The sequence below is a fragment of the Edaphobacter flagellatus genome (genome assembly GCF_025264665.1).
In the GTDB taxonomy this organism is placed as follows: domain Bacteria; phylum Acidobacteriota; class Terriglobia; order Terriglobales; family Acidobacteriaceae; genus Edaphobacter; species Edaphobacter flagellatus.
This window is the reverse complement of the sequence record NZ_CP073697.1, coordinates 4242067-4265613: the sequence shown is the minus strand read 5'-3', so window position 1 is coordinate 4265613 and position 23547 is coordinate 4242067. Positions and strand designations below refer to the sequence as shown.

Sequence of the window (23547 nt, the reverse complement as noted above, 5' to 3'; positions counted from 1 at the left end):
GACGATGACGCGGAAGGCCAGACTCTTCGGCGGTCACCCTAGTCATTTCCCTGGAGCCGATGCCGCGCACGACGGCGCAGCCAAGCCCGCACGATCGTAGCCAGCAGGAAGCAAAAGACAAAGGTGCCGAAAACCATCAACCATCCATAGCGGGAGAATTGCAGGTGGATATAGGTCCACCACGAAAGCGAGCCGACTTCATAAACATCGTTGCCGATGCGGTAGGAGACGAAACGCTTACCATGCAACACGCTGACCGACTGAGAAATATCGGACGACTGTGATGTCTTGAGGAAGACATTGAGGAAGTTGGGAACGACAGCGTGGTCACGAAGCGCGACGAGGACGACCGAACGCTTGGAGTCCCGGGGCCACTCGATGCCTTCGATGAGCACATCGGGGAGACCACCAGCGGTTTCAAGTTCGCCGGACTGGATATGATCAGAGCTGCGAACCTTCCACCATGCGTGCTGCAACGAGGCAAAGAAACCCTGGGTGTCCTGAATATGGAGGCCGCTACCGTCGACTACGACGGGGAGCGATGGGTTGAGGCGGGTAAGCGCAGGCGAATCGTCAACCGTACCGATAACGAGATAGTCCTTGCGCTTGTCGGTCCTCATGCCATCAGCGTCGGTAACCGTAACGTTGGTGACGGGGTAGCCGGTCTGGCTGCCAAAGTGGCCCATAAAAGTGAGGTAGGTCTCAATCTCATCGGCGGTGGGGGTTCCAGGAAGGACAACCGCAGTTTCGGAGAGATCAGCGCGTCGCGTGAAGGGATAGCCGGCGTTGGCGAAGATTTCAAGGTTCGGCAACGAGGTCCAGTGCGGAATGTCCTTGATGTCGAGGTAGGAATCCTTGAGGATCGCCGCCTTCATGTTATAAGGCGCAGTATCCTGGCACTTCCCTTTTTTGGCCAGGAGAAAGATGAACTGCGACATGAAGGTGTTCGAGAAGGGACGCATGTTCCCGATGGGGATAGGAACAACCGTTTCAAGCTGTGCCGATGCATTGTCGGTATGAGGCAGCGGCGTGGAGCTGACATAGGCCTCGTTCATGTAAACCTGCATCGAACTCTCATTGGAGAGAGGAATGCCGTTGTAGCGATAGTTCAGATGGAAAAGCAGGTTCTGCTTCTGTCCGTAATACAGATCCGGAGGAACGCGCATGTAGATGCGCAGCGGCACGGAGCCGTCGCCCTGTAGATCTCCTGTCTGCGCGATCTCGCCGACAGGAGTGTCACGGGTGGTCGAGAGCCAGCGTGGCGCATCGTCGGGTTCGCGCTGTGCTGGTAGCTTGAGCGATGCAACTCGGGAAACATCGCCGGAGAGCATGTCACGCTGCAGGGAAAGACCAAGCGCTGCCGTTAGCAGGTCATCTCCGTTATCGCCTGTAACGACGAGAACCTTGGAGTAGGGATCAGATGGATTCGGCCGCATCGCAATCGTGGGACCGGATCCGGCGCCTTTGAGGCCCGCGGGTAAATCAGCCGCGTTCTCGGCGATCACGATGACGTTGCCGGAGGGAATAGTGCCGAGCGAAACAGGAAAGTGAATGGGGCGATAGTCGTTGACGAGAACTCCAAACCACGATGAGACGATACCAGCAGCCTCAAGTGCACGCGGCGAAGGCTGTCCGAAGAAAGCGATCGGAATGGAAGGATGCAGATTGACCGATGCATCGTAAAACGGCATCGGCAGCATCTTGAGATCGTCCTTCAGCGGGAGCAGGGTCCCCGATAGCTCGAGCGTAGAGGTGGCGTCGACGTGGCTCCACAGTGCAGTGTGCGATGGGTCCTCGCATTCCATGGTGTAGTGGCCGATGAACTCGAACGTGAGCTGGTTGTCGCGCACCAGCATCTCAGCCGGAAGCGTAAGAGTAGATTCGAGCAGCGCATTGTTCTCGCGACGAACTCCGTCAGACGGCCCCGGAGGTGTAGGCGCCACGGTCACAGGCAGCGTTGCCACAACCGTTCCGTTGAGCGAGACCTTCAGATGGCTAAGCGCAGGAATGAGTCCCGGCGAGAAGTGATACTGCAGCTTCATCGTCGCGGATTTGACGACCTGAGTCTGCGGCAGCGAGAAATACACAGTGTGATAAGCATCGACACCGCGGAGCACAATCGTATCGGCCACGCCAAGATCGGAAAGCGTGAAGAGGTTATCGAAAGAGCCTGGCGCAACGGGCCGTGCCTGCAGGCCACTATCGGAAGGTGCTGCCGCAATGGGCGCAGGCTGGGCCTTCAGAAAGTTGGCAGAGAACAGCAGGGCAAGCAATACAAGAGGAACAATGCTGGAAGCCAGCTTGCCCTTCGGAACACTCTTTTTCTTCGTCTTCATCAAACCTCTTGCAGTTTCAGACAGGCCCTTAACAGCGAGTTTCAGAATAAGGCCGAGGCTCTTCATCGGTTGATCCGGTTCGCGATTCTCTCCCCAGCCGAGCCATGTGTCGGCACGGGAGTAGAGCACCATGGTGAGCGCCTCTTCTTCTTGCAGGGTGAGAGGGTCGAATTGAGCACGGAGTATGTTGCCACTCACCTCGATGACAGTAGCGGGCAGTATCGCGTCCCCGTCAAGCACGGGAAGCGTCAGTTTAATGGAGTCGCCCGGCGCAGCAACAAAATCACGTTCCATCTTCATCATCGCACCACCGCTCGAGAGGTCGCTGGTGACACCGCGGATGATGGTTCCATTGGCCATCTTCGCTTCAAGAGGAACGGCCATTTCAATGCGAACAGTCTGCCGGCGCTGCTGGCTCTCCCACGCAACGGCAGAGCACACTCCAAGAATAATCATGTTGAAACAGACCCAGACCACGTTCATCACGACGGTACCGGCATGGCCTGCATCGTAAAGCTCTCCGATCCACGGAAGATCGATGTAGAAGAAGCGCGGAATCGCCAACAGAAGCCCGAGCAGGTTGAGCCCCATCATGAAGAGAAAGGGCCGTGCGATGCGCGTATCGAAGAAACGACGGTTCACCACACCGCCCTTAGCCGTCACGTTGAAACTGCCGAGCTTCGGATTGACAAGCGCCAGCATGGTGGGAAGGAAAATAAATGGAGCGAGAACAGTCTCGTAGATTTCGTTCCAGAACGAGTGCCTGTGATTGCCCTGGATACGCGAGTTCGTAATGCTGGAAAGAATCAGGTGAGGCAACGCGTAGGCAAGGATGGCGGCCCAGTATCCGGGCACGTTGACCTGTCCGAGAACAAGATAGATCAGCGGTGCGGTAAGGAAGATCAGACGCGGCAACGCATAGAGAAAGTGCGTCATCGCGTTGAAATAGCAGAGACGCTGCGCAGGTTTCAATCCACGAGCAAAGAGTGGGTTGTCGGTACGCATGATTTGGATCATGCCGCGAGCCCAGCGAATACGCTGCTTGACATGGCCGCTGAGCCGCTCGGTCGCCAACCCAGCAGCCTGTGGAATATTGATGTAGGCCGTATTCCACCCGTTTATCTGCATACGCAACGAGGTATGTGCGTCCTCGGTGACAGTCTCAACAGCGATACCGCCAATCTCGTCGAGCGCAGTGCGGCGCAGGATGGCGCACGAACCGCAGAAGAAGGTTGCGTTCCAAAAGTCGTTGCCATCCTGAACGATACCGTAGAAAAGCTCGCCCTCGTTAGGGATGGTGCGGAACTGACCAAGATTCCGCTCGAACGGATCCGGCGAATAGAAGTGATGCGGCGTTTGCAGCATCGCGAGCTTGTTATCGCGCAGAAACCAGCCGAGCGTGACCTGCAGGAAGCTACGTGTCGGGACGTGGTCGCAGTCGAAGATGGCGACGAAAGGCGAATCAAGCCGTTCGAGGGCGCGGTTGATGTTGCCCGCCTTAGCGTGGGCATTGTCGTCGCGCGTCATGTAGCCGATACCAGCCTCTTCGGCAAACTTACGGAACTCTTCGCGCTTGCCGTCGTCGAGAATGTAGACGTTCAGTTTGTCGGCGGGCCAATCAATGTTCATCGAGGCCAGGGCCGTATATTTCACGACGCTCAGCGGCTCATTGTAGGTGGGGATCAGTAGATCGACTGAAGGCCAGACCTGCGGATCTTCCGGCAGCGGTACAGGCGTACGACGCAGCGGCCAGACCGTCTGCAGGTAACCGAGGAAAAGGATGATGAAAGCGTAGCTCTCTGCAATGAGAAGCAGAGAGATGAAGAAAGCGTCCAGCACACTCCACTTCGCACCGGGATCAAGGAAGAACTTGCCCGTAGTCGCAATACGCCAGAAGCCGTAGCGGAAGGTCGAGTACATAGACGCCAGCATCAACGTCAATGTAACGAGGTAGGAGCTGGAGCTACGGTCCATCCAGATCGCAACCAGAACCGTGAGCAGACCAAGCACAAGCTGCTGCGGCCATGTGAGCTCAAGGATGGCGGTGGAGAACAGAAAGACAAGGCCCGCCAACAGGAGGACAACGCGGAGGAGCCTTAAAAACAACCCATCACCGGATTCAAACTCGCGCCAGAGTGGCGAATGGCTCATCGTTCGCTCCAGCGCACATTACGGAAGCCTGCCGTAGCCGGCGCAGCAACAGTGCGCAACCAGGTCGCGACGTTCATATAATCCCCTGAAACCGGCGATTCCGGTGAATAATCGATCACCGTCATCCCCTCAGCCAGCGCTTCGCTGACCTCCGGAGCGCGATGGATGACAAACGGAAGCAGGCGATCACCCAACTGGCGGCGGAGCACCTCACGCACATCAAGATGCAGCGGTAGCGAGACGTCGAACTGGTTGATCACGTAGTACGGCTGCAACGGACGTCCATCGCCATCGACCATACCCTGGAAGAATTTCTCAATGGCCTGCAGGCTGATGACGGAGTTCATATCAGGAGCGAGCGGTACGAGGATCGTTGGACTCATGCGGGCCATGTTGCGGATAATCCACGCCGAGTTCACCGTCAGGTCAAGCAGGATGCGATGCGTGCCGCGGCTGTTATCGAGAATATCTTCGGCCAGTTTCTGCTTCTCAGGCTCGGCGCTCTCCGTGCCGACGTCGTAGCTGACGAGGTAAATCGGTGCGTCTGTGCTCCCGCTAGGCGGAGAGAAAGTACGAACGCTTCCCGGACGAAGCTCGCTTGCTCCGAAATAGAACGGTAGCAGGCCATGCGATGTCGTATCGGTGAGAAGAACCTTCTCGCCTAGAGAAGAGAGCGAGCGGCCAATGGTGGCAACGAGACTTGTTTTGCCGACTCCACCCGCGAGGGAAAAGACCGCAAGCACAGGAGTACGAATCTCCTTCTGACGAACCGGGGCGGCCTCAACAGGCTCACCTGGCTGTTCAAACACGCCTTTGAGAGCAAACCAGCGCGCCGCTACCCGCTCGCGCGAGTGTTGCAACGTCTCAGCGACTGAAGGCAGCACAGGAGGCGTCAGCGTCGAGGGTGGCGGCGCATCATAACCGCCCGCCGGGGCATAGAGCCAAGCAGGGCCAGTGGGATCGGATGGATACGATGCCCCCGGTTGGATCTGCTCCTGCGCATCATGACGAGGCTGTGGAGCAATGGGGGAGGGCTGCTGCGTGATGGAGCCAGCGTAAGAGATATCAGCAAAACCTGGGGTACGTTCGTGCCTCAGGTCGTCCTGAGCACGGCGGCCACGTTGTGGCTCTGTCGCCAGCGGCTGCGAGAAGGGGGAAACCGGCCGTGGAGCAGCTTCTGGCACGGGACGGACAACAGCTGACTGAACCGGATAAACCGGTGAAGCCGAACCGGGAACAGGCTCTCCATGTGCAACAGGCCCGGGCTCGAGGCCCATCGCCCTTTCGACAGGACGCGAATGCTCCCAGAAAGGGGCTATCGGAGAGGCTTCTCTGTGGTGGGCTGCAGGAGGTACAACACGAGCGGCTTCGACAGGAACAGTGCCCGTGATGGGTAGATCGGAAGGCGTTTTCCCCTGTAAAGGCGTCGAGGAATTCGGCTGAGCGGTATACGGCTGACGTCCGCCGCTGGAACCGGCAGTGCCTGCGCCTGCGGTACCCGCACCGGAAGTTGCAGAACCCGGGGTGGCCGTGTTCGCCGGCTCCGAACGCGATTCGGAGCGAGGCTGCGGAACTACACGCCGTTCACGTACAGACTGATCCTGAATAGCGGATGGTGAATCCGTCGCTCTGCGTGCAGGAACTGCAGCATCCTGTGCAGGGCGGTAAATCTGCCTGACGCCCGAGGCATCGTCAGGATGATAGCCCTGACGCCGTTGTGAGCTGGAATCGTGGCGAGGAGAAAGAGATTCCACAATCTGTGCCGCAACCGGCTGGGGTTGCACAGGAGCCGACGACACCTGAGGCTGCGCCGCTGGCTGATACGACACAGGCTGGCGGCTCTGTGCCGCAGGCTCTGCCTGATGAGTTGCAGGTGAAACTGCACCGACATGCGGAGTGTAGGGGTCGGAGATCCGCCCGGGAACCGCGTTCTGTGCCGAGCGCCCTTGCTCGGCGGCCTGACGGAGGCGAAGCTCAGATTCAGCATACCGCGCTGCCTGGCGCTCGGCTGAGGCGTGGGCCTCCGCCATCTCGCGCTCTTCGCGGCGCGCTGCGGCTTCGGCCATCGCTGCAGCCTCGGCACGACGCGCAGCCTCAACACGCTCGGCGGCAGCGGTACGTGCGGCGTCTTCTGCCTGCTTGAGATTCATGCGGACCGATGAGTCCGATTTAGTTCCTTGTGCACGTGCCGCTTCGGAAGCTCTGCGCGCTGCGGCTTCAGCGGCTTCAGCAGCGGCCTCGGCCTCGGCCTGAGCCATCAGGGCTTGCTGGCGAACCTGTTCGGCAGCACGATGCCGCAACTGCGCGCGATACTCCCGTCGCGATGCGGAAAAGTCACGATACTTTGCCCCATGGAGATTCGCCCACGAGTAAAGTACGGCTACATCTTCCGGGGTCTCGGCTACTCCGAGATCATCAATCCTGTCCGTGGCGCGTTTTTCCATCGTCTTAGTCCTGTCCCGGCGCGGGGGCCCGTTAGAAATTTGCTGCCGGCGGCGTTGCTTGTTTGCAGACACCTTGCACACGTTGTCATGCAATAGCACGAGGTTAATGGCACCTCAAATGCAAGTCAATGAATCCAGCGTGGTACTTTCGTGTCACACCGTGACCCGCTTGGTACTTCTATTTGTGTACGTTGCGGGCATATCGCCATGTTCGTAAACGTTTCGAAGTTACGACGCCTCACGAGACTGCAGATAGCTTCTTCGAGCGGCGGCGACGAGAATGAGCAAAAGAAATTTTGCACTGAAGAATGTGCTAACTTGGAAGTATGGAGAGAGCGTAGCTCAGTTGGTAGAGCATCGCCCTTTTAAGGCGTTGGTCCTGGGTTCGAGCCCCAGCGCTCTCACCACTTCTTCCCTGCTTATAAAATTTCATCAAGACCAGCCAAACTAACCTCAAGTTGCGTTTAGAGCGGCTTAAACGTTTCGACAGTGCCTTCCTCCAGAGAGGTAAACGGCGCTGTGTACCCAGCATTGCGAAGGCCCGTAATATCCGCCTGCGTAAAGTGTTGATAACGGTTCTTGAGATCGCCGGGGAACGGAATGTATTCGATCTTGCCCGGTCCGTGGACCTTCATCAGGGCTTCGGCTACGGCTTTGAAAGTGCGAGCCTCTCCGGTTCCAGCATTGACAACGGCATGCACGTTCTTCGGCGCGTGTTCGCCCGGAAGCAGGCCAGTAAAGAACATGTTGATACGGCAGAGATCGTTGACGAAAACGAAATCGCGGCGCTGCTCGCCATCGGCGTAACCACCTGAGCCCTCGAACATCTTGATAACGCCGGTCTCTTTGAGTTGCTTGGTGAAGTGATGCAACACGCTGGCCATACGTCCCTTATGCTGCTCGCGCGGACCATAGACGTTGAAGTAACGCAGGCCGACGACAGTCGACTTCATCTCGGGCATCAGGCGGCGCACGTAATTGTCGAAGACAAGCTTCGAGTAGCCATAAACATTCAGGGGACGCTCGTTCGCAGGAACCTCGGTGAAGCTGGCGCTAGCGCCATAAGTCGCAGCCGTAGAGGCGTAGACGAACGGGATCCTATGCTCGAGGGCGAAGTGCAGAAGCTCCTTCGAGTAGGTAAAGTTATTGTCCATCATGTAGCGGCCGTCGTCTTCGAGAGTGTTCGAGCAGGCACCCTGATGAAGAATGGCGCGGACCTTGGCACCTTCGAAGTCGCCGCACTTGAGGAGCGCACGGAACTCGCGCTTGTCCATGTAGTCGGCGTAAACGGCACCGGCGAGGTTGAGGAACTTCGGCCCGCTGAGGTTGGGCGCAGGAGCGAGATTGTCTACCACGAGGATGTTCTTTTCACCGATGCTGTTGAGCTGGTGAACGAGATTGCTGCCGATGAAACCTGCTCCTCCGGTAACTATGATCACTTCGCGTTCTCCTGTGTAGCCGTAAGTTTTTTGACGATGTTGGTGGTAGAGAAACCTTCAACCGTCGGAACGATCTCGACGCGCCCCCCAGCGGCAAGAACATCTTCATGGCCAACGACAGTCTCGATTGTGTAGTCGCCGCCTTTGACGAGTACGTTGGGGCGCAACTCCCGGATCAACTCTAACGGCGTGTCTTCTTCAAAGAGCACGACGGCATCGACCGAGGCCAGAGACGCCATTACGCGAGCGCGCTCGCGCTCACCTACGATGGGCCGCGCGGGACCTTTGAGACGGCAGACGGAGGCGTCGGCATTGAGGCCGAGGACGAGCTTCGTGCCGAAGCGGCGGCAGTCTTCGAGCAAGGTAATGTGGCCTACATGAAGGAGGTCGAAGCAGCCGTTGGTGAAGACGATCGTTTCACCTGAAGCGCGCCACTCAGCGACGCGCTTGGCGATCCGATCACGATCAAGAATCTTTTCTCCCGAGGTCACACCAGAGCTTGGAGTCAGTGCTGCTATAAGTTCATGCTGGGCAATAGGGACGGTTCCCATCTTGCCAACGACGATTCCGGCGGCAAGATTGGCGAGATCGACGGCAGTCTCGATCTGCAAACCACCGGCCAGGGAAGCAGCCAGCGTCGCAATCACGGTATCACCAGCGCCAGAAACGTCGAAGACCTCGCGGGCACGCGCAGGAGAATGAAAACGGCGATCGGGCCAGAGAACACTGATGCCCTTCTCACTCATGGTGACAGTGAGGAAGCTAAGATCGTGTTCCGCAACCTGACGCTGGCCGGCGTCAAGAAGAGCCTCTGACTGATGCGCCGGGACGCCAGTAGCTAACGACAGCTCGCCAAGATTAGGACAGACAGAGGTTGCGCCGGAATATTTGCTAAAGTCAGGCGACTTAGGGTCAGCGAAAACAGGAATGCCCTTGGCACGCGCGGCCCGGATAGCCGCTCCGCAGACGGCGCGGGAGAGCGCGCCCTTGGCATAGTCGGAGAGGATGACGGCGTGGACCTTGTCGACGAGTCCGGTCACTCGCTCGATCAGCCGTGTCATCTCTCCAGATGGAGGCAGCTCGCGACTCTCAATGTCGAGACGCAGAAGCTGTTGCATGCGACCAACAATACGTGTCTTCGATATGGTGGGCAGCGAACTGGTTACGACTCCAACCGTATCGACACCTGCTCGCTGGAGGATCACGTCAAGCTCGGTCTTCTCGGTATCGTCGCCCCAGAAACCCGCCAGGATCGCCTGGCAACCAAGGCCAGCGAGATTCATGGCTACGTTGGCCGCGCCGCCTGCGCGCTCGTAGCGCTGCGCGTGACGGATAACCGGAACAGGTGCCTCAGGAGAGATGCGTTCTACCTCGCCGTGAATGTAGCGGTCGAGCATGATGTCGCCCACTACAAGAACTTTGAGCTTCGAGAAACCTCCTTCGAGGAGGTTCAGGATGGAGTGCAGTTCAGGTAACATGCCGCGGGGAGATACTCCTTCGCTTTCAATCATCGCATTTCACCGTGACATTCTGAAGAACGTCTGCGCTGGAGGCATCGCAGAACGCAACTTCCACCTCAACCCAGAATGGCGCGGACGTGAGCGACAACCTCATCGGGAGTGATGGAGGTGAGGCACCGCTTCTGCTCGACGATGCACGTTTCAAGGCCGCAACCCCAGCACTCTGTCTGGTGATAAAGAACGCGATGGCGGTTGCCATAAGGGAACCACACGCGCGGCTTGTTGCGCGCCGCGAAGATGGCCACGCAGGGCGTCTGTACGGCTGCGGCAAGATGCATTGGGCCGCTGTCATGCCCGACGAAGAGGCGCGCACGGCGGAAGGCTGCGGCACTCTCGCGTGGAGTAAGCTTGCCGCAAAGATTGACGATCGGGCCGCCACCTGCCTGACGCCACCCATCACCGGCGAATTCGCTGGCATCACTCTCTTCAGGAGCACCGCTGAGGGCGAGACCGTAGCCGGGATATAGCACGGCCAGCTTTGTCAGAAACGTGCGCCAGTTATCGCGCCCCCAGTCCTTGGATTGGACCTTTGTTCCAACACTCACTGCAATCAATAACTTACCTGCGAGGGAACCGAGGGCCGCATCGGCATGTGCCTGTTCTTCGGGAGTGAGGTGGAGGTCCCAGCTTGCCGGATCATCAAGACGAGCATCGCCAAGTGATGCGATATTACGGGTGAGACGCTCGGCTTCGGGCTCAAGCGCCTGGTGTTCAGGCTGCCAAAGATTCGTCTGCATCTCTTCGGTGATCGGGATGCCTATTATGCGACGGACGCCGCAGAACTGGAAGAATCGGGCATCGCGCTGCGCAGAAGCGACACCGCGTGCCGAGCCGAGGTAGACAAGAACTTCAGGACGCCAGCGGAACAGTGTCCACCAGAGACGGCCAAGCTCCAGAGGGCTGCGCGTTCCAACCGCATAGCGCATAAAGCTATGTACAAGGCCGGTGTGATCGAGAATGGCTGCAGCAGGCGGAGCTTTGACGTTGACGGGAACGTTGGTGAGCATGCGGCGCTCGGCATTAGGAAAAGCACGAGCAACGAGATTGAGGGCAGGAAGCGCGACCAGAGTATCGCCAAGACTGCCCAGGCGATAGATCAAAACTCGACGCACCTGCGTCTCGGCGGCCTCTGCTGATTGGGGGAGGGGTATTGTCGTCATGGCCTGGTCTTAGTCTGCTTGGTTACGCGGGATGAGGCAACCGATACGTCGCAAACTGGTAAAGTCTTCGTTAAGGTAACGATTCTGTACAGCATGGTGGACGCGCTCTCCATTACACAATTGCAGGACCAGACGACGGCCGACTGGCATGGGCCTCGTGGCGATGAACCGATGATCGTCCGCGAAGGCAACTCAACCAGCTTGAAGGAGCTGATTCGCGCGCAGCACCGCGCCAATTTCGACCTTTGGCATGAAGAGGACAAAGCGCGCGATCCAAAGGCTACGGATGCTGGCATCGCAGCGGTCAAGCGGTCAATCGACAAACTGAACCAGTGGCGCAACGATCTGGTGGAGCAGATCGATTCCCTGCTGCTGGCCGAGCTGACGCCTGTATTTGAAGCTCATATAGGGAGTCCCCTGCACTCGGAGACTCCGGGGATGATGATCGACCGACTGTCGATCCTGGCGCTAAAAATCTTTCACACGCGTGAAGAGTCGGAAAGGGCAAGCGCTACGGAGGAGCATCGAGACAAAAACAAGCAGCGTCTTGCCTTGCTGCATGAACAGCGAGATGATCTGGCTACAGCTTTGGCAGCATTGGAAGAGGATATAGTTGCGGGCAGAAAGCGGTTCAAGCTATATCGACAGATGAAGATGTATAACGATCCGGAACTGAACCCGATGATCTACACCGCAAACCATAGCAAACCTTAGTCGGAGACGGCCGACGTCGAGTTGATGCAAAGGTGGAGTTGACCTTAGGCTTGACTCTGCGTATAAATCCGAGACTGAAGCAGTCTAAGAAAATCGGTCACCGCTGACAGCGGCTGACTCAGGAGTGCGCCCCAGAAGGCGAGATTGAATTCGAACATGGCACAGACAAAGACCGCAGCTGCTACTAAACGCCCCCCTCGCACCATCGCCGGTGCGGTTTCACCAGCAGACGATCCAGCCCGGGCCACCGTACTAGCAACCTATGAGGGCGCCATACGGCTGCTGCAGGAGGGCAAGTTCGACAAGGCGCATGCCGCCTTTGAGAAGCTGCTCCACTCAGGCGCAGGCGATCTTGCGGATCGCGTACGCATGTACATCAGTGCATGCGTGGCTCAGGGGGCAAAAAACAAAGCCTCTTTCTCCAGCGCGGAGGAGCAGTATGACTATGCGGTCTCGTTACTGAACGATGGCAACTATGAGGATGCACGTGAGCAGTTCACGCTGATCCTCAAAAAGAACGAGAACGCTGACTACGCTTTCTACGGACTGGCGATACTGGCCTCGATGACGGGTGATTCGCAGACCTGCCTTGAGCATCTGACGGAGGCGATTCGCCGCAATCCGCAGAACCGCATTCAGGCAAGGTCGGACTCGGACTTCCAGGATATGGCGGACGATCCACGCTTTACGGAATTGCTTTATCCAGAGGTATAGTCCTCACGTGCAGTGGCTTGCAAACGATCGGCGCTCAATCCAGTACCATGAATTGAGCGCTTCTTCTTTGTGAGGTCTTGTTGAAGAGTACAGTTTCGTCCGACGTCAGGCCGCTTCGTGTCGTCGCGATCGGAGGGGGCACAGGACTTTCGACCCTGCTGCGCGGCTTGAAGCGGTTTGTGGCAGTGCCCGACCGCCGTCGCACTCCGCGGGAGCATGATCCTGCAATGCAGGAAAGTTCAATCATTGCGGACCTATCTGCAGTGGTGACCGTGACGGACGATGGCGGCTCCTCAGGCCGTCTGCGCGAAGACCTGAACATCCTGCCTCCGGGTGACATCCGCAACTGCATGGTGGCGCTGTCAGAAGATGAGCACCTGCTCTCCCGCCTATTCAGCTATCGCTTCGACCAGGGTGAACTTGAGGGGCACAGCTTCGGCAATCTTTTTGTCGCCGCGATGTCCGGCATCACAGGCGATTTTGCCCAGGCGGTGCGTCTGTCATCACAGATTCTGGCGACGCGTGGCAAGATCTTCCCTGCCACGACGGAGAATGTCACCCTGGCAGCGCGGATGGATGACGGCTCTATGGTTGAGGGCGAGACAAATATAACCAAGAGCAAGCGGACGATTGTTGAGCTGACACTACAGCCTACAGGCGCGGATCCCCTGCCCGAAACGCTGGAGGCCATCGCGAATGCGGACCTGATCACGCTCGGACCGGGATCGCTGTACACCTCGTTGATCACCAACCTGCTGGTGCGCGGAATTCCCGAGGCCATCGCTGCCTCGAAAGCGACCCGTGTCTTTATCTGCAATCTGATGACGCAGGCCAATGAATCGCTGGGTTTACCTGCCTCCGAACATATTGCGAAGACATTGCAGTACGCCGGAGGCAAAAGAATCTTTGACTACGCGGTGATCAATACGGCACCGATCTCGCCGGCAATCCTTGCCCAGTACGCACGTGAGGGTCAGGAGCCGCTCGTGAATGATCTCGAGAAGGTACGCGCTCTTGGCGTTGAGCCGATCCCAGGTAATTTTCTTCACGAAGGGGATGTACTGCGGCATGACTACGACCGGGTTGCCCAGATACTGCTTTCCATCTGCTTGACTTCAACTGGCTCCATGCCGGTTCGCTAGACTCCACGCCCATTGCCATGAACGATCATCTTGCTTCGAATGCGTCTTCTGCTATCACCGCAATCGAGGAAGAACCGATTCGCAGGCAGCTGCAGGCTGCAGCAATGCTCGATAACCTCTCATCTGTCTCTCAAGAGCGAGACAGCTGGGTACTGCGGTTTGGGCATGGGCGCGCACTGCTGCTTCTGACGTTAGCCAGCACACTTGGCTCAGTCCTGGTTACTCTTACACTCGCCTGGCTGCTCGGACTTACCGGCGTTGGATATCTCTATTCTGGCGTTATCGGCACCATTGTTCCGATGATCATGGTACCGCTGACGATGTCCAGGATCATCCGGCTGACGGTCGAGTTGGGAGAGGCACGAGCCAAGCTGCACTACATGGCCACCCATGACTCCCTGACCTCGACCTATAATCGCTCGTACTTCATGTCGCGCTTCGAGGCAGAGAGACGGAGAGCGCAGAAGATCAAGGCTCCGCTGTCGATCATGATGATCGATGTCGATGAGTTTAAATCGATCAACGACTGCTATGGACATATCGGCGGCGACATAGCGCTCGAGGCTATCGCTCGGGCCATACGAACTCCGCTGCGGCCGCAGGACACGCTCGCACGGTATGGCGGAGAGGAGTTCATTGTTCTTTTGCCGGAGACAGCTCTCGATGAGGCGTGCGCGATCGCAGAGCGGCTACGGCGCTCAGTCTCCATGACGCGGGTGTCTATTCAAGAGGAAACGATCGCCGTCACGGTCAGCATCGGGCTCAGCAGCGTGGAGCAAGGGTTTGCTCATGTAATCGACCGGGCCGATGCTGCCCTTTACGAGGCGAAACGCGGCGGCCGCAATCGCTGGGCCTGCTAGAGTCATCGGCATGGAACAACCGGTACTTGAAGGACGGCATGTGCGACTGGAACCTCTGACCCGAAAGCATCTGCCTGCCCTGGAAGGGCTCGCATTCGATAGCCGCATTTGGCGGTACATGCTGACGCGGGTCGAAACAAAGAAGGATCTTGAGGACTGGGTGGAAGCAGCACTCAAGGTCGCTGCCACGGGCACGCAGCTTCCGTGGGTGACGGTGCTGAGGCGCAACAGGAGCGTGGTGGGGTCGACTCGGTTTATCGATCTCGACCTGCATCACCGTACGGTCGAGATCGGGCATACGTGGATTGCGCCTGCTCTTCATGCTGCAGGCGTAAATCCAGAGGCAAAGCTGCTGCAGCTGGAGTATGCGTTCGACACGCTCGGACTGAACCGCGTGGCCTTCAAGACGCATCACGAGAATCTGCAGTCGCAGGCGGCAATCAAAAAGCTGGGCGCTGTGTATGAAGGAACGTTTCGCAATCACTGCGTAATGCCGGATGGATCGCTGCGGCATAGTGTGTGGTTTTCGATTACGAAGGAAGAGTGGCCAGACGTTCGTGCGAATCTGCAGGCGAGGCTTGCCGCCGATACGCGATAGATCACCCGAGTTGCATCGGCAGATATCCTTCGATAGCCTGTGACAGTACCTCGGCAGTCTCCGCCCGCTTGTATGGTTCAGGTTCCAGACGGGAGACTCTACTCACAGCTTCGCCCCGCAGCGCTGTGAACGGAGGCCATGCAGGCATAGCATTGCTATGCTCACAACCGCCTCTTTAGCCGAAGGAGTACACCATGCCAGCCGAGCGTCTGCACCATACGATCAACTACATCGAATTTCCCTGCAAGCATCCTGAATCCATCAAACGCTTTTATGCGACCGTGTTTGGCTGGACGTTTCAGGACTGGGGGCCGGAGTACGTCTCGTTCAACGATGGGCATCTTGAAGGCGGCTTCACGACGTCAGAGCCTGCTTCGGAGGGTGGCGCCCGGGTTGTGTTGTACAGTAAAGACCTGGAAGCGACGTTAGCTGCCGTCAAAGCAGCTGGAGGGAAGATTCACAAAGAAATTTTTGCTTTCCCCGGAGGCAGACGGTTTCACTTTCTCGACCCGGATGGCAATCATCTGGCGGTTTGGTCGGAGTAACGGCTCACGACGCGTGAACCGATGCAGCCTGGATTTCGACTAATCCGGGCTGAGTCTCGTTCACTGTTCGCTTGAGCTGGCCACAGGCGGCGTAGATGTCGCGGCCGCGTGGGCGGCGGATGTAGGTGGGCATGCCGGCGTCGATGAGCATCTTCTGGAAGACGGCGACGTCTTCGGGCTTCGGCTGGGTGTAGGCGATGCCGGGGCCGGGGTTCCAGACGATGAGGTTGACCTTGGCCCGCATGTCTTTGAGCAGGTCGAGGACTTCGCGGGCATGCTGGGGCTGGTCGTTGACGCCGCCGAGCAGGACATACTCGAAGGTGACCCATTCGCGTTTGCCGAGCGGGATAGTGCTGACGGCTTCAAGCAGCTGGTCGATCTTCCATTTGCGCGTGATGGGCATCACCTGCTCGCGAATAGTGTCGTTGGAGGCGTTGAGACTGAGGGCGAGCTTGGGGCGGACTGGCTCTGCGGCGAAGCGGCGGATGGCCGGTTCGATGCCGCTGGTCGAGACGGTCATGCGCGATTCGGGGATGCCGATATGTTTCGTCAGAACGTGGACCGAGCGGATGAACTCGTCGTAGTTGAGGAAGGGCTCGCCCATGCCCATGAAGACGAGGTTGATGCGGTCCTTACCCATCTTGATGCCATGGCGGTTCAGTACCTGGGCAACCTGTCCGGCGATTTCGCCTCCAGTGAGGTTACGCTTGATGCCGAGCTTGGCGGTGAGACAGAACTGGCAGTTGACGGCGCAACCGACCTGCGAGGAGATGCAGATGGTGGCGCGGCGATACCCGCTCTCGGCAAGCGCACCCATGTTTCTGAGATCGGTTTTTCTCAGATCATGGCCGCTGAGGTCGCGTTTGGGGACTTCGGAGAACTCGGAGGCGTTGCCCTCGAGGCCGTCGACAGCCTCTTCTTCAGCTGAGGCTTCGCTGCCGTCGCCTCGCTCGCCTCCATCGCCGTCGGGCATCCAAACAGTTTCGACGGTTTCCCCGTCGGCCATACGCATGAGGTAGCGTTCGGTCCCGTCCACAGAGCGCGCAGTCTGTACGATTTCGGGCAGGCCGAGAGTGAATCCGGCACCGACCAGCTCCTGGCGAAGGGCTGCAGGGAGGACGGTTATTTCGTCGATAGACGTAACTCGCTCACGATACAAGGCTTCGGCGATCTGAGCGGCTCGGTAGGGCTTCTGCCCGCGGCTCTCCACGAGCTGCTTCAACTCGTCGGGGAGCATGCCGAAGAGGGCCTGCGGGCGGGGAGCTTCGGCAGAAGCCGGGGCCAGGGTTTCGTCTTTTATTTTGTTCGACATACAGATCTAAACTTCACCCATATCCTTGTCTTTCTACAGTTTACGCCGTTTGTGCCGCCTATGAAAGAATAGAGCTATGGCAGCAAGCACTCTGATTGAAGATATTCGTATTACTCCCCGTATCTCCCGCAACATCTGCAAATCTGTTTTGGATAATGGCCTGATCGTTCTGACGGAGAGCATTCCGCACCTGCGCAGCGTTTCGATGGGCGTGTGGGTCGGCTCCGGCTCCCGGGACGAGGCGGCCCCTATCAACGGTATCTCGCACTTTGTGGAGCACATGGTGTTCAAGGGGACGACGAGCCGGTCAGCCCGTCAGATTGCCCGCGAGGTGGACACGATCGGCGGCAATCTCGACGCCTTTACCAGCAAAGAGACGGTCTGCTTCAACATCAAGGTGCTGGACGAGCATATTTCCCCGGCACTCGATGTGCTTTCTGACCTTGTGCTGCACCCGACGTTTACGCCAGAGGAGCTGGATCGCGAGAAGGGTGTGATCCTCGAAGAAATCAAGATGGATGAGGACAACCCGGACTATCTGGTAAACGAAATCTTCACGCAGAATTTTTGGAAGGGCGATTCGCTGGGCAGGCCAATTCTGGGGACGAAGAAGACGGTTTCGTCGTTCGAGCAGGGGATGGTCTTTGACTTCTACCGCGAGCAGTTCACGCCGCGGAATATGGTGTTTTCGGCGGCGGGCAATCTTGATCATGAGAGCTTTGTCGCCGAGGTGGAGAAGAAGTTTGGCGGGCTGGCTCCTAGCGCGAGCACGCCTTTCCCCCGGCGTGAGGCTCCGGTGGCGATGCCGCACATCACGCTGAAGAGTAAGAAGTCGCTGGAGCAGGTACAGCTGATGCTGGGAATGCCGGCACCTGCAGTGAACCATCCTGACCGCTATGGGATCTACCTGCTGAATGCGATGCTGGGCGGTGGGATGAGCTCGCGGCTGTTTCAGACGGTACGCGAGGAGCGTGGGCTGGCGTACTCGATCTACTCGGAGATGAGCCCGTTTCGGGATACGGGAGCGCTGATGATCTCGGCTGGTGTTGCCGTGGATAAGACACAGGAGACTCTGGCGCTCACGATGGCGGAGCTGCGGCGTCTGAAGCAGGAGACGGTAGGCGAAGCGGAGCTGCTTCGCGCCAAGGATCAACTGAAGAGTAACATCGTGCTGGGGCTGGAAAGTTCGTCGAGCAGGATGGCGAATCTGGCGCGCCAGCAGATGTACTACGGGCGTTTCTTTGGCGTGGACGAGATAACGCGCGAGATTGAGGCGGTGACGCCGGACGACGTTCAGCGGTTGGCACGTGAGCTTTTCAGGCCGGAGGCGATGGCCCTGACCCTGCTTGGTAACCTTGGTGCAATGAACGTCGAGCGCGCAGACCTCGCCTGCTGATAAAGTCTGGAGTTGGCAGGACAAACGAGGATACGAGGACATGATGGATCGGTCGAGGATAAAGCAGGGTCTTCAAGAGAAGAGAACACGGAACGAGCAGGGCTTTACGCTGATCGAGCTGCTGATCGTTATGTCGGTGATGCTGATCCTGATGACATTGGCCGTGCCGCAGATGTTGAAGCTGACCAAGACGGCTCATGAGACCTCGGCGATGCAGTCGGTACGCACGATCGTGCAGGCCCAGTTGCAGTACAACTCACAGTTCCCTGCCAACGGATTTGCGTGTTCGCTGGCGCAGCTTGGTGGCGACCCCAAGTCGGGAGCGCCTTCGGCACAAGCCGCACAGCTGATCCCCACCGAACTTGCTACTGGCAGCAAGGCAGGGTATGCCTTTGCCATCACCAACTGCAACAAGGTAACGGTCAACAACCAGGACATGATCACGTCCTTTGAGGTGACGGCTGTGCCGCTCTCTGTCGGAAAGTCGGGTGACCGCGGCTTCTGCTCCGACGAGAATAATCACCTCACCTATGACCCGGCCGGGGGCACAAACTGCACACAGCCGATCCAGTGAGACGTCGTTTGATGCGTGGTGCTTTGACCCTGACCTTTGCACTGGCTTTTCCTGCCATCTTGCGGGCGCAGGATGCAGATGCCCTGCTGCGTAAGGTGGACGACCACTACAACCGGCTTAGCTCTCTGCGTGCTCACTATGCGGAACGCTATGCGGGCATGGGAGTAGACCGCACGGAGACCGGCACGTTGCTGCTAAAGAAACCGGGACGCATGCGCTGGAACTATGACCAGCCGGAAGGCAAACTTTTTGTGCTGGACGGAAAGTATGCGTGGTTTTTTACACCTGGTGATGCGCAAGTGCAGCGTGTACCGGCAAAGCAGCTGGATGATCTACGCAGTCCTCTGCGGTTTCTGCTGGGCCATACACAGCTGAAGAAAGAGCTGGGTAGTTTGACGGTGACTGAGGATTCGCACGGCATTCATATCGCCGGTATTCCTCATGGCATGGAGCAGCGCATCAAGCTGCTGACGCTCGATGTTACAGGTACTGGAGCGATTCAGCATATGAAGCTTGAGGAGTTGGATGGAGCCACAACGGAGTTTTCCTTTACGCAAGTCGAGGAGAACGTGCCCATCCGTGAAGGTGATTTTACGTTCACACCACCGGCAGGCATTGCGGTCGTGGACGCTCCTGCACCGATCTAAATCGCTTGAAATAACGTGTTTTTAACATTGAGGACGTATTGACGGTGGTTCAAGCCATGCGATTGATACGTCGAATTTGTAACGTCACGTTGGTAGAATTCCCTAGAAGATCTGACGAATATCGAGAGCGCGCCAGTTGCGGTCGCGCAGAAAAGTTGAGTTTCCCGTGAGCCAAGCACTAAGTATTCGAACCCTGTCGACTGAAGAGTTCCACGCCGCCGTCCATTCCCTGTCCCCAAAGATTGCTATCTTCGACTGCGACGGAACACTGTGGTCGGGCGATGCCGGATCGTCGTTTATGAAGTGGACGATCGAGACAGGCCTGGTTTCACGTGAAGGTGCGGACTGGATCGATGCCCGCTATAGGGCCTACCACCGCGGCGAGGTTTCGGAGATTGCGATCTGCGGCGAGATGGTGCAACTGTACCAGGGACTGCGCGAGGAGGAGCTACGCAAGGCGGCACGCGAGTTCTTTGCGACGAAGATTGAGCGGAATATCTTCCCTGAGATGTCTGTGTTGGTTGCGGAGCTGATTGCCCAGGGCACCGAGATATGGGCCGTGAGCTCCACGAACGACTGGGTGATTGAGGAAGGCGTTCGCCGCTTCGGCATCCCCGCAGAGCGCGTGCTGGCGGCCAAAGTCGCGTCGCGAAACGGCATAATCACCGACAAGCTGTTGGATGTGCCAACAGACGAAGGCAAGGTGGCATCGCTGGCACTGGTGGGCATTACTACTCCGGATGCAGTGTTTGGCAACTCGGTCCATGATGCGGCAATGCTGGCGATTGCGAAGCGGGCGTTTCCGGTCAACCCCACGGCAGGCCTGTTGGAGCGTAGCGCGCAGGAGAACTGGGCTGTTTACTATCCTGCCTCCGTTACACCCGCATAAAGAATAGGTGCTCTCGCAGGGCGGTTGGCGGCATACACTGGACTCGGTGAGTGAGTCGATTCCCAAGTTCAAGGTTCCTCCCGGCACGACATTGCCCAGGCCGGTACGCTTTGTTGTCGCAGGGCTAATTTTGCGAACAACGGGGCCGGAAACTGAGGTTCTGATCTGCCAGCGCAAGCCGGATCAGCCGATGAGCTTGAAGTGGGAGTTTCCTGGAGGCAAGATCGAACCGGGCGAAACACCAGAGAATGCCCTGCTGCGTGAGCTGAATGAAGAGCTCGGTATCACGGCTACACTGGGCAAGAGTGTTGCCCGCGTCCGTCATAAATACCGCAACGGCGGCGTGATCGATCTGGAGTTCTTTACCGTGCTTGAGTTTGCAGGCGAGATTGAAAACCGCATCTTCAACGATGTGCGCTGGGCGACACTTTCGACGCTCCCGCAGTATGACTTTCTGGCGGCGGACCTGGGGTTGATTCAGGACCTTTCTGAAGGAAAGATTATCTAGCTGCTTCGAAATATTCGATAAGCTCCAAACTTTCCTTTAGACGGCTTGGAGGGAGCGGTGGACTCCCCCAAAATCTGGTTTTATCAACTTTATCTTCTTCGCCCGCTCCTCCCTCCGTTGCTAGCCGTGAATGGTGTTCCACATCAGCATCAGGGAGAGGCCGATGACGATTATGGCCGTCACCCAGGCCACGATATTGAACCAGTGTGAGTTCGTATATTTTCCCATCAGCTCGTGCCTGTTGATCAGCCGGAGCATGAAGATGAGGACGATCGGCAGCAGAACTCCGTTGAGAACCTGCGAGCCGATAATGACCTTGACCAGAGGAAAATTCGGGATCAGAACTACAGCTGCACCGAGGGCCAGGAGCAGCGTATAGAACCAGTAGAAGAAGCGCGCCTCGCCAAAGCTCTTGTCCAGGCCGCTTTCAAGGCCCAAACCTTCGCAAACCGTATATGCCGTCGAGAGCGGAAGGATAGATGCCGCGAAGATCGAGGCGTTGAAGAGACCAGCCGCAAAGAGAATGAAGGCGTACTGTCCGGCGAGGGGCTTCATGGCTTCTGCAGCGTCAGCGGCCTCGGTGATGTTGCGCATGCCGTGGAGGTAGAGTGTTGCGGCACAGGCGACGATAATGAACCAAGCGACGATGTCGGTAAAGAAGGAGCCTACGATGACGTCGAGCCGGGAGTCCTTGTATTGGCTGACCTCAATTCCCTTCTCGACGATGGACGATTGCAGGTAGAACTGCATCCAGGGCGCAATGGTTGTGCCGATGAGTCCAATCACCATGTAGACATAGTTGCGGTCGCTCCAGACAGAGCGCTCGGGCAGCTTGACGGTCTGTGCGAGAGCGAGGTGCCAGTCAGGCCCACTGAGAACGCCGGCGAAGATGTAAGAGATGTAGACACTGCTTGCAAGCAGGAAGACCTTTTCGACGCTTTTGTAGTCGCCTTTGACGACCAGAATCCAGACGATGAAAGCGCAGATGGGAACGCTGAAATATTTACTGACGTGGAAGAGTTGCATCGAGCCAGCGATACCGGAGAACTCGGCCATGACGTTGCCGAAGTTCACGATAACCAGCAGGATCATGACGACGAAGGTCATGCGCAGGCCGAACTCTTCGCGGATGAGGTCGCTGAGCCCCTTGCCGGTGACGACGCCCATACGGGCACACATCTCCTGCACAACGATGAGGGCGAGAGTGATGGGGATCATCGTCCAGAGCATCTTGTAGCCGTACTGCGCGCCTGCCTGCGAGTAGGTGAGGATGCCGCCGGAGTCATTATCGACGTTAGCTGTGATGAAGCCAGGGCCCAGCACGGCCAGGAAGAGCATCACCCGCGTTCGCCATCTTCTCCACAATGCCATGCGTCGTCTGGCTCTCCCTGAAAAGGACAGTGTCTGGACAAATGTAAGGGCCTGGCAACGTCCAAAGCCAGCCCCAATGTTTGCGTGGGACCGGATCCATACCGGCCTTGATTCAGCATACAGTGAGATGACAATTTACTTCGTTGCAGCCAGATGACGAAGGATGGACTCTGCCCGCTCGACGATTAGGCCAACCTGGCGATCATTGTGGTAGCCGTCGCGGACTCCTCGTGCATAGCCTGCTGCGGCGATCCGGGTGCGGGCAGCTTCGTCAGGAAGATAGCGGCGAATTTTGGCTTCCAGTTCATCGAAACCGGTGAAGAAGACGGCTTCCTCGTCCTCTTTGAAACGAGCCATGTGGCCCGCGGAGCGCTCAGCTAACAGAAAGCCACCGCAACCGGCGATTTCGAAGCTTTTGTGGACGAACTCGTCCTGGTTGGAATGGGTGATGAAGCTGAGGTTGATCTTCGAGCGCCAGATGGCCTCGCGGTACTGCTGTTGGTAGAGCTCTCCCTCGCGGTAGAGCTTGCTGAAGGCTTCGGGTGAGAGCGCGCGCTGCCACGCACGTTGGTTACCAGAGATGACGACGCCGAACTCAGAAGAGAGGCGAGTGAGGGTCTCGGCACGGTCATCGTAGGGGGTTCCTACGAAGGAGACGTCGCGATTGCGGTCTTTGTCGGACCAACCTGCCGCCGGGGGAAAGTGAATCGTCGGCTCGTAGGCTGTTTGGATCTTGATGACATCGCGGGCTCCACGCGCCTTGTAGTCGGCGATGTTCTTGTCTCGCTGGACAACGTGCAGGTCGTAGTGCGGGATGGACTTCATGTAGAGCCGCCAGCCGGGGTCCTGCCGGGTGCCGAAAGGGTTGTCGATCATGTAGCTCACGGTGGCAACGCCAAGAGCACGGAGGCGATCGAGCGTGGCGGGACGCATCCAGAGGAGCTTGTCGGCCCACAGGAGGTCGGGCTTCTCGACTTCGGCAAGACGCAGGAGATCGCGATTCAGGCGATCGACATGCGGACCGGCGGAGAGACGAAAGATCACTTTGCGCACCAACGGATTTTTGGACTCATACTCGTATGCGTTGATGGGGATGACCTGGTGGCCGAGACGTTCGAGCGCCCACAGGCGATAGAGCGACGAGTCGTTTGGGGAGAGGCCCGCAGCGTAAAGAATCTTCATTCAGCTTCGATTATCCGATGAATACCGGTGTGAGCGGAAGGGCAG

The 23547-nt window shown here is 57.8% G+C and carries 19 protein-coding genes and 1 tRNA gene; 12 read left to right on the top strand and 8 right to left on the bottom strand.

All coding sequences use genetic code 11. The annotated features are described in order from the left end of the window. Nucleotides 1–38 precede the first annotated feature (38 nt). Both bcsA and KFE13_RS17820 read right to left on the bottom strand, forming a co-directional pair. Entirely contained in the window at nt 39–4487 is a 4449-nt protein-coding gene (gene bcsA, locus KFE13_RS17825) for a UDP-forming cellulose synthase catalytic subunit (protein ID WP_260704941.1), read from the bottom strand. Then, nucleotides 4484–6931 (bottom strand): cellulose synthase operon protein YhjQ/BcsQ, encoded by a 2448-nt coding sequence (locus KFE13_RS17820; RefSeq protein WP_260704940.1) that lies wholly within the window; start codon nt 6929–6931, stop codon nt 4484–4486. The genes bcsA and KFE13_RS17820 overlap by 4 nt, the downstream gene beginning before the upstream one ends. Nucleotides 6932–7262: 331 nt before the next feature. Here KFE13_RS17820 and KFE13_RS17815 point away from each other — a divergent pair. After that, a tRNA-Lys gene (locus tag KFE13_RS17815) sits at nt 7263–7338 on the top strand. Between the two features lie 57 nt (nt 7339–7395). Here KFE13_RS17815 and rfaD read toward each other — a convergent pair. The 3 genes from rfaD to KFE13_RS17800 form a co-directional block, all read right to left on the bottom strand. Further along, on the bottom strand, nt 7396–8370 hold the full coding sequence (rfaD, locus tag KFE13_RS17810) for an ADP-glyceromanno-heptose 6-epimerase (protein WP_260704939.1): 975 nt from the start codon (nt 8368–8370) through the stop codon (nt 7396–7398). After that, nucleotides 8367–9848, bottom strand: coding sequence for a bifunctional D-glycero-beta-D-manno-heptose-7-phosphate kinase/D-glycero-beta-D-manno-heptose 1-phosphate adenylyltransferase HldE (gene hldE / locus KFE13_RS17805; protein WP_260704938.1), 1482 nt, complete (start codon nt 9846–9848; stop codon nt 8367–8369). The genes rfaD and hldE overlap by 4 nt, the downstream gene beginning before the upstream one ends. Nucleotides 9849–9946: 98 nt before the next feature. Continuing rightward, on the bottom strand, nt 9947–11050 hold the full coding sequence (locus tag KFE13_RS17800; RefSeq protein ID WP_260704937.1) for a glycosyltransferase family 9 protein: 1104 nt from the start codon (nt 11048–11050) through the stop codon (nt 9947–9949). Between the two features lie 18 nt (nt 11051–11068). Here KFE13_RS17800 and KFE13_RS17795 point away from each other — a divergent pair, with 18 nt between their 5' ends. The 6 genes from KFE13_RS17795 to KFE13_RS17770 all read left to right on the top strand — a co-directional run bounded on the left by KFE13_RS17795 (nt 11069) and on the right by KFE13_RS17770 (nt 15623). Then, nucleotides 11069–11764: a DUF4254 domain-containing protein gene (locus KFE13_RS17795; protein ID WP_260704936.1), complete on the top strand. Its 696-nt coding sequence runs from the start codon at nt 11069–11071 to the stop codon at nt 11762–11764. Between the two features lie 156 nt (nt 11765–11920). Beyond that, complete coding sequence (locus tag KFE13_RS17790) at nt 11921–12478, top strand: tetratricopeptide repeat protein (RefSeq protein WP_260704935.1); 558 nt, start codon at nt 11921–11923, stop codon at nt 12476–12478. A gap of 80 nt (nt 12479–12558) precedes the next feature. Continuing rightward, a complete protein-coding gene (locus KFE13_RS17785) occupies nt 12559–13620 on the top strand; it encodes a gluconeogenesis factor YvcK family protein (protein ID WP_260704934.1) in 1062 nt (353 codons plus the stop codon). A gap of 17 nt (nt 13621–13637) precedes the next feature. Further along, nucleotides 13638–14480, top strand: coding sequence for a GGDEF domain-containing protein (locus tag KFE13_RS17780; RefSeq protein WP_260704933.1), 843 nt, complete (start codon nt 13638–13640; stop codon nt 14478–14480). Continuing rightward, complete coding sequence (locus tag KFE13_RS17775; protein ID WP_313900664.1) at nt 14428–15078, top strand: GNAT family N-acetyltransferase; 651 nt, start codon at nt 14428–14430, stop codon at nt 15076–15078. The genes KFE13_RS17780 and KFE13_RS17775 overlap by 53 nt, the downstream gene beginning before the upstream one ends. 194 nt (nt 15079–15272) lie before the next feature. Beyond that, nucleotides 15273–15623 carry a VOC family protein gene (locus KFE13_RS17770; protein ID WP_260704931.1) on the top strand — a complete coding sequence of 117 codons (351 nt, stop codon included), beginning with the start codon at nt 15273–15275 and terminating at the stop codon, nt 15621–15623. Between the two features lie 4 nt (nt 15624–15627). Here the strand turns inward: KFE13_RS17770 and rlmN are convergent, their stop codons facing one another. Continuing rightward, on the bottom strand, nt 15628–16935 hold the full coding sequence (rlmN, locus tag KFE13_RS17765; RefSeq protein WP_260704930.1) for a 23S rRNA (adenine(2503)-C(2))-methyltransferase RlmN: 1308 nt from the start codon (nt 16933–16935) through the stop codon (nt 15628–15630). A 76-nt stretch (nt 16936–17011) separates the two neighbouring features. Between rlmN and KFE13_RS17760 the strand changes: the two genes are divergently transcribed. The 5 genes from KFE13_RS17760 to KFE13_RS17740 all read left to right on the top strand — a co-directional run bounded on the left by KFE13_RS17760 (nt 17012) and on the right by KFE13_RS17740 (nt 20949). Then, nucleotides 17012–18331, top strand: a complete 1320-nt coding sequence (locus KFE13_RS17760; protein ID WP_260704929.1) for a M16 family metallopeptidase — start codon at nt 17012–17014, stop codon at nt 18329–18331. 40 nt (nt 18332–18371) lie between these two features. Next, complete coding sequence (locus KFE13_RS17755; protein WP_260704928.1) at nt 18372–18905, top strand: type IV pilin protein; 534 nt, start codon at nt 18372–18374, stop codon at nt 18903–18905. Nucleotides 18906–18916: 11 nt separating this feature from the next. Then, nucleotides 18917–19552: an outer membrane lipoprotein chaperone LolA gene (gene lolA / locus KFE13_RS17750; RefSeq protein ID WP_260704927.1), complete on the top strand. Its 636-nt coding sequence runs from the start codon at nt 18917–18919 to the stop codon at nt 19550–19552. A 166-nt stretch (nt 19553–19718) separates the two neighbouring features. Then, on the top strand, nt 19719–20441 hold the full coding sequence (locus tag KFE13_RS17745; RefSeq protein WP_260704926.1) for an HAD family hydrolase: 723 nt from the start codon (nt 19719–19721) through the stop codon (nt 20439–20441). A 46-nt stretch (nt 20442–20487) separates the two neighbouring features. Further along, nucleotides 20488–20949 (top strand): (deoxy)nucleoside triphosphate pyrophosphohydrolase, encoded by a 462-nt coding sequence (locus tag KFE13_RS17740; protein ID WP_260704925.1) that lies wholly within the window; start codon nt 20488–20490, stop codon nt 20947–20949. A gap of 120 nt (nt 20950–21069) precedes the next feature. Here KFE13_RS17740 and KFE13_RS17735 read toward each other — a convergent pair whose 3' ends face one another. Both KFE13_RS17735 and KFE13_RS17730 read right to left on the bottom strand, forming a co-directional pair. Further along, complete coding sequence (locus tag KFE13_RS17735) at nt 21070–22320, bottom strand: Nramp family divalent metal transporter (RefSeq protein WP_260704924.1); 1251 nt, start codon at nt 22318–22320, stop codon at nt 21070–21072. Nucleotides 22321–22455: 135 nt separating this feature from the next. Beyond that, nucleotides 22456–23502 carry a CgeB family protein gene (locus tag KFE13_RS17730; RefSeq protein WP_260704923.1) on the bottom strand — a complete coding sequence of 349 codons (1047 nt, stop codon included), beginning with the start codon at nt 23500–23502 and terminating at the stop codon, nt 22456–22458. Nucleotides 23503–23547: the final 45 nt, after the last annotated feature.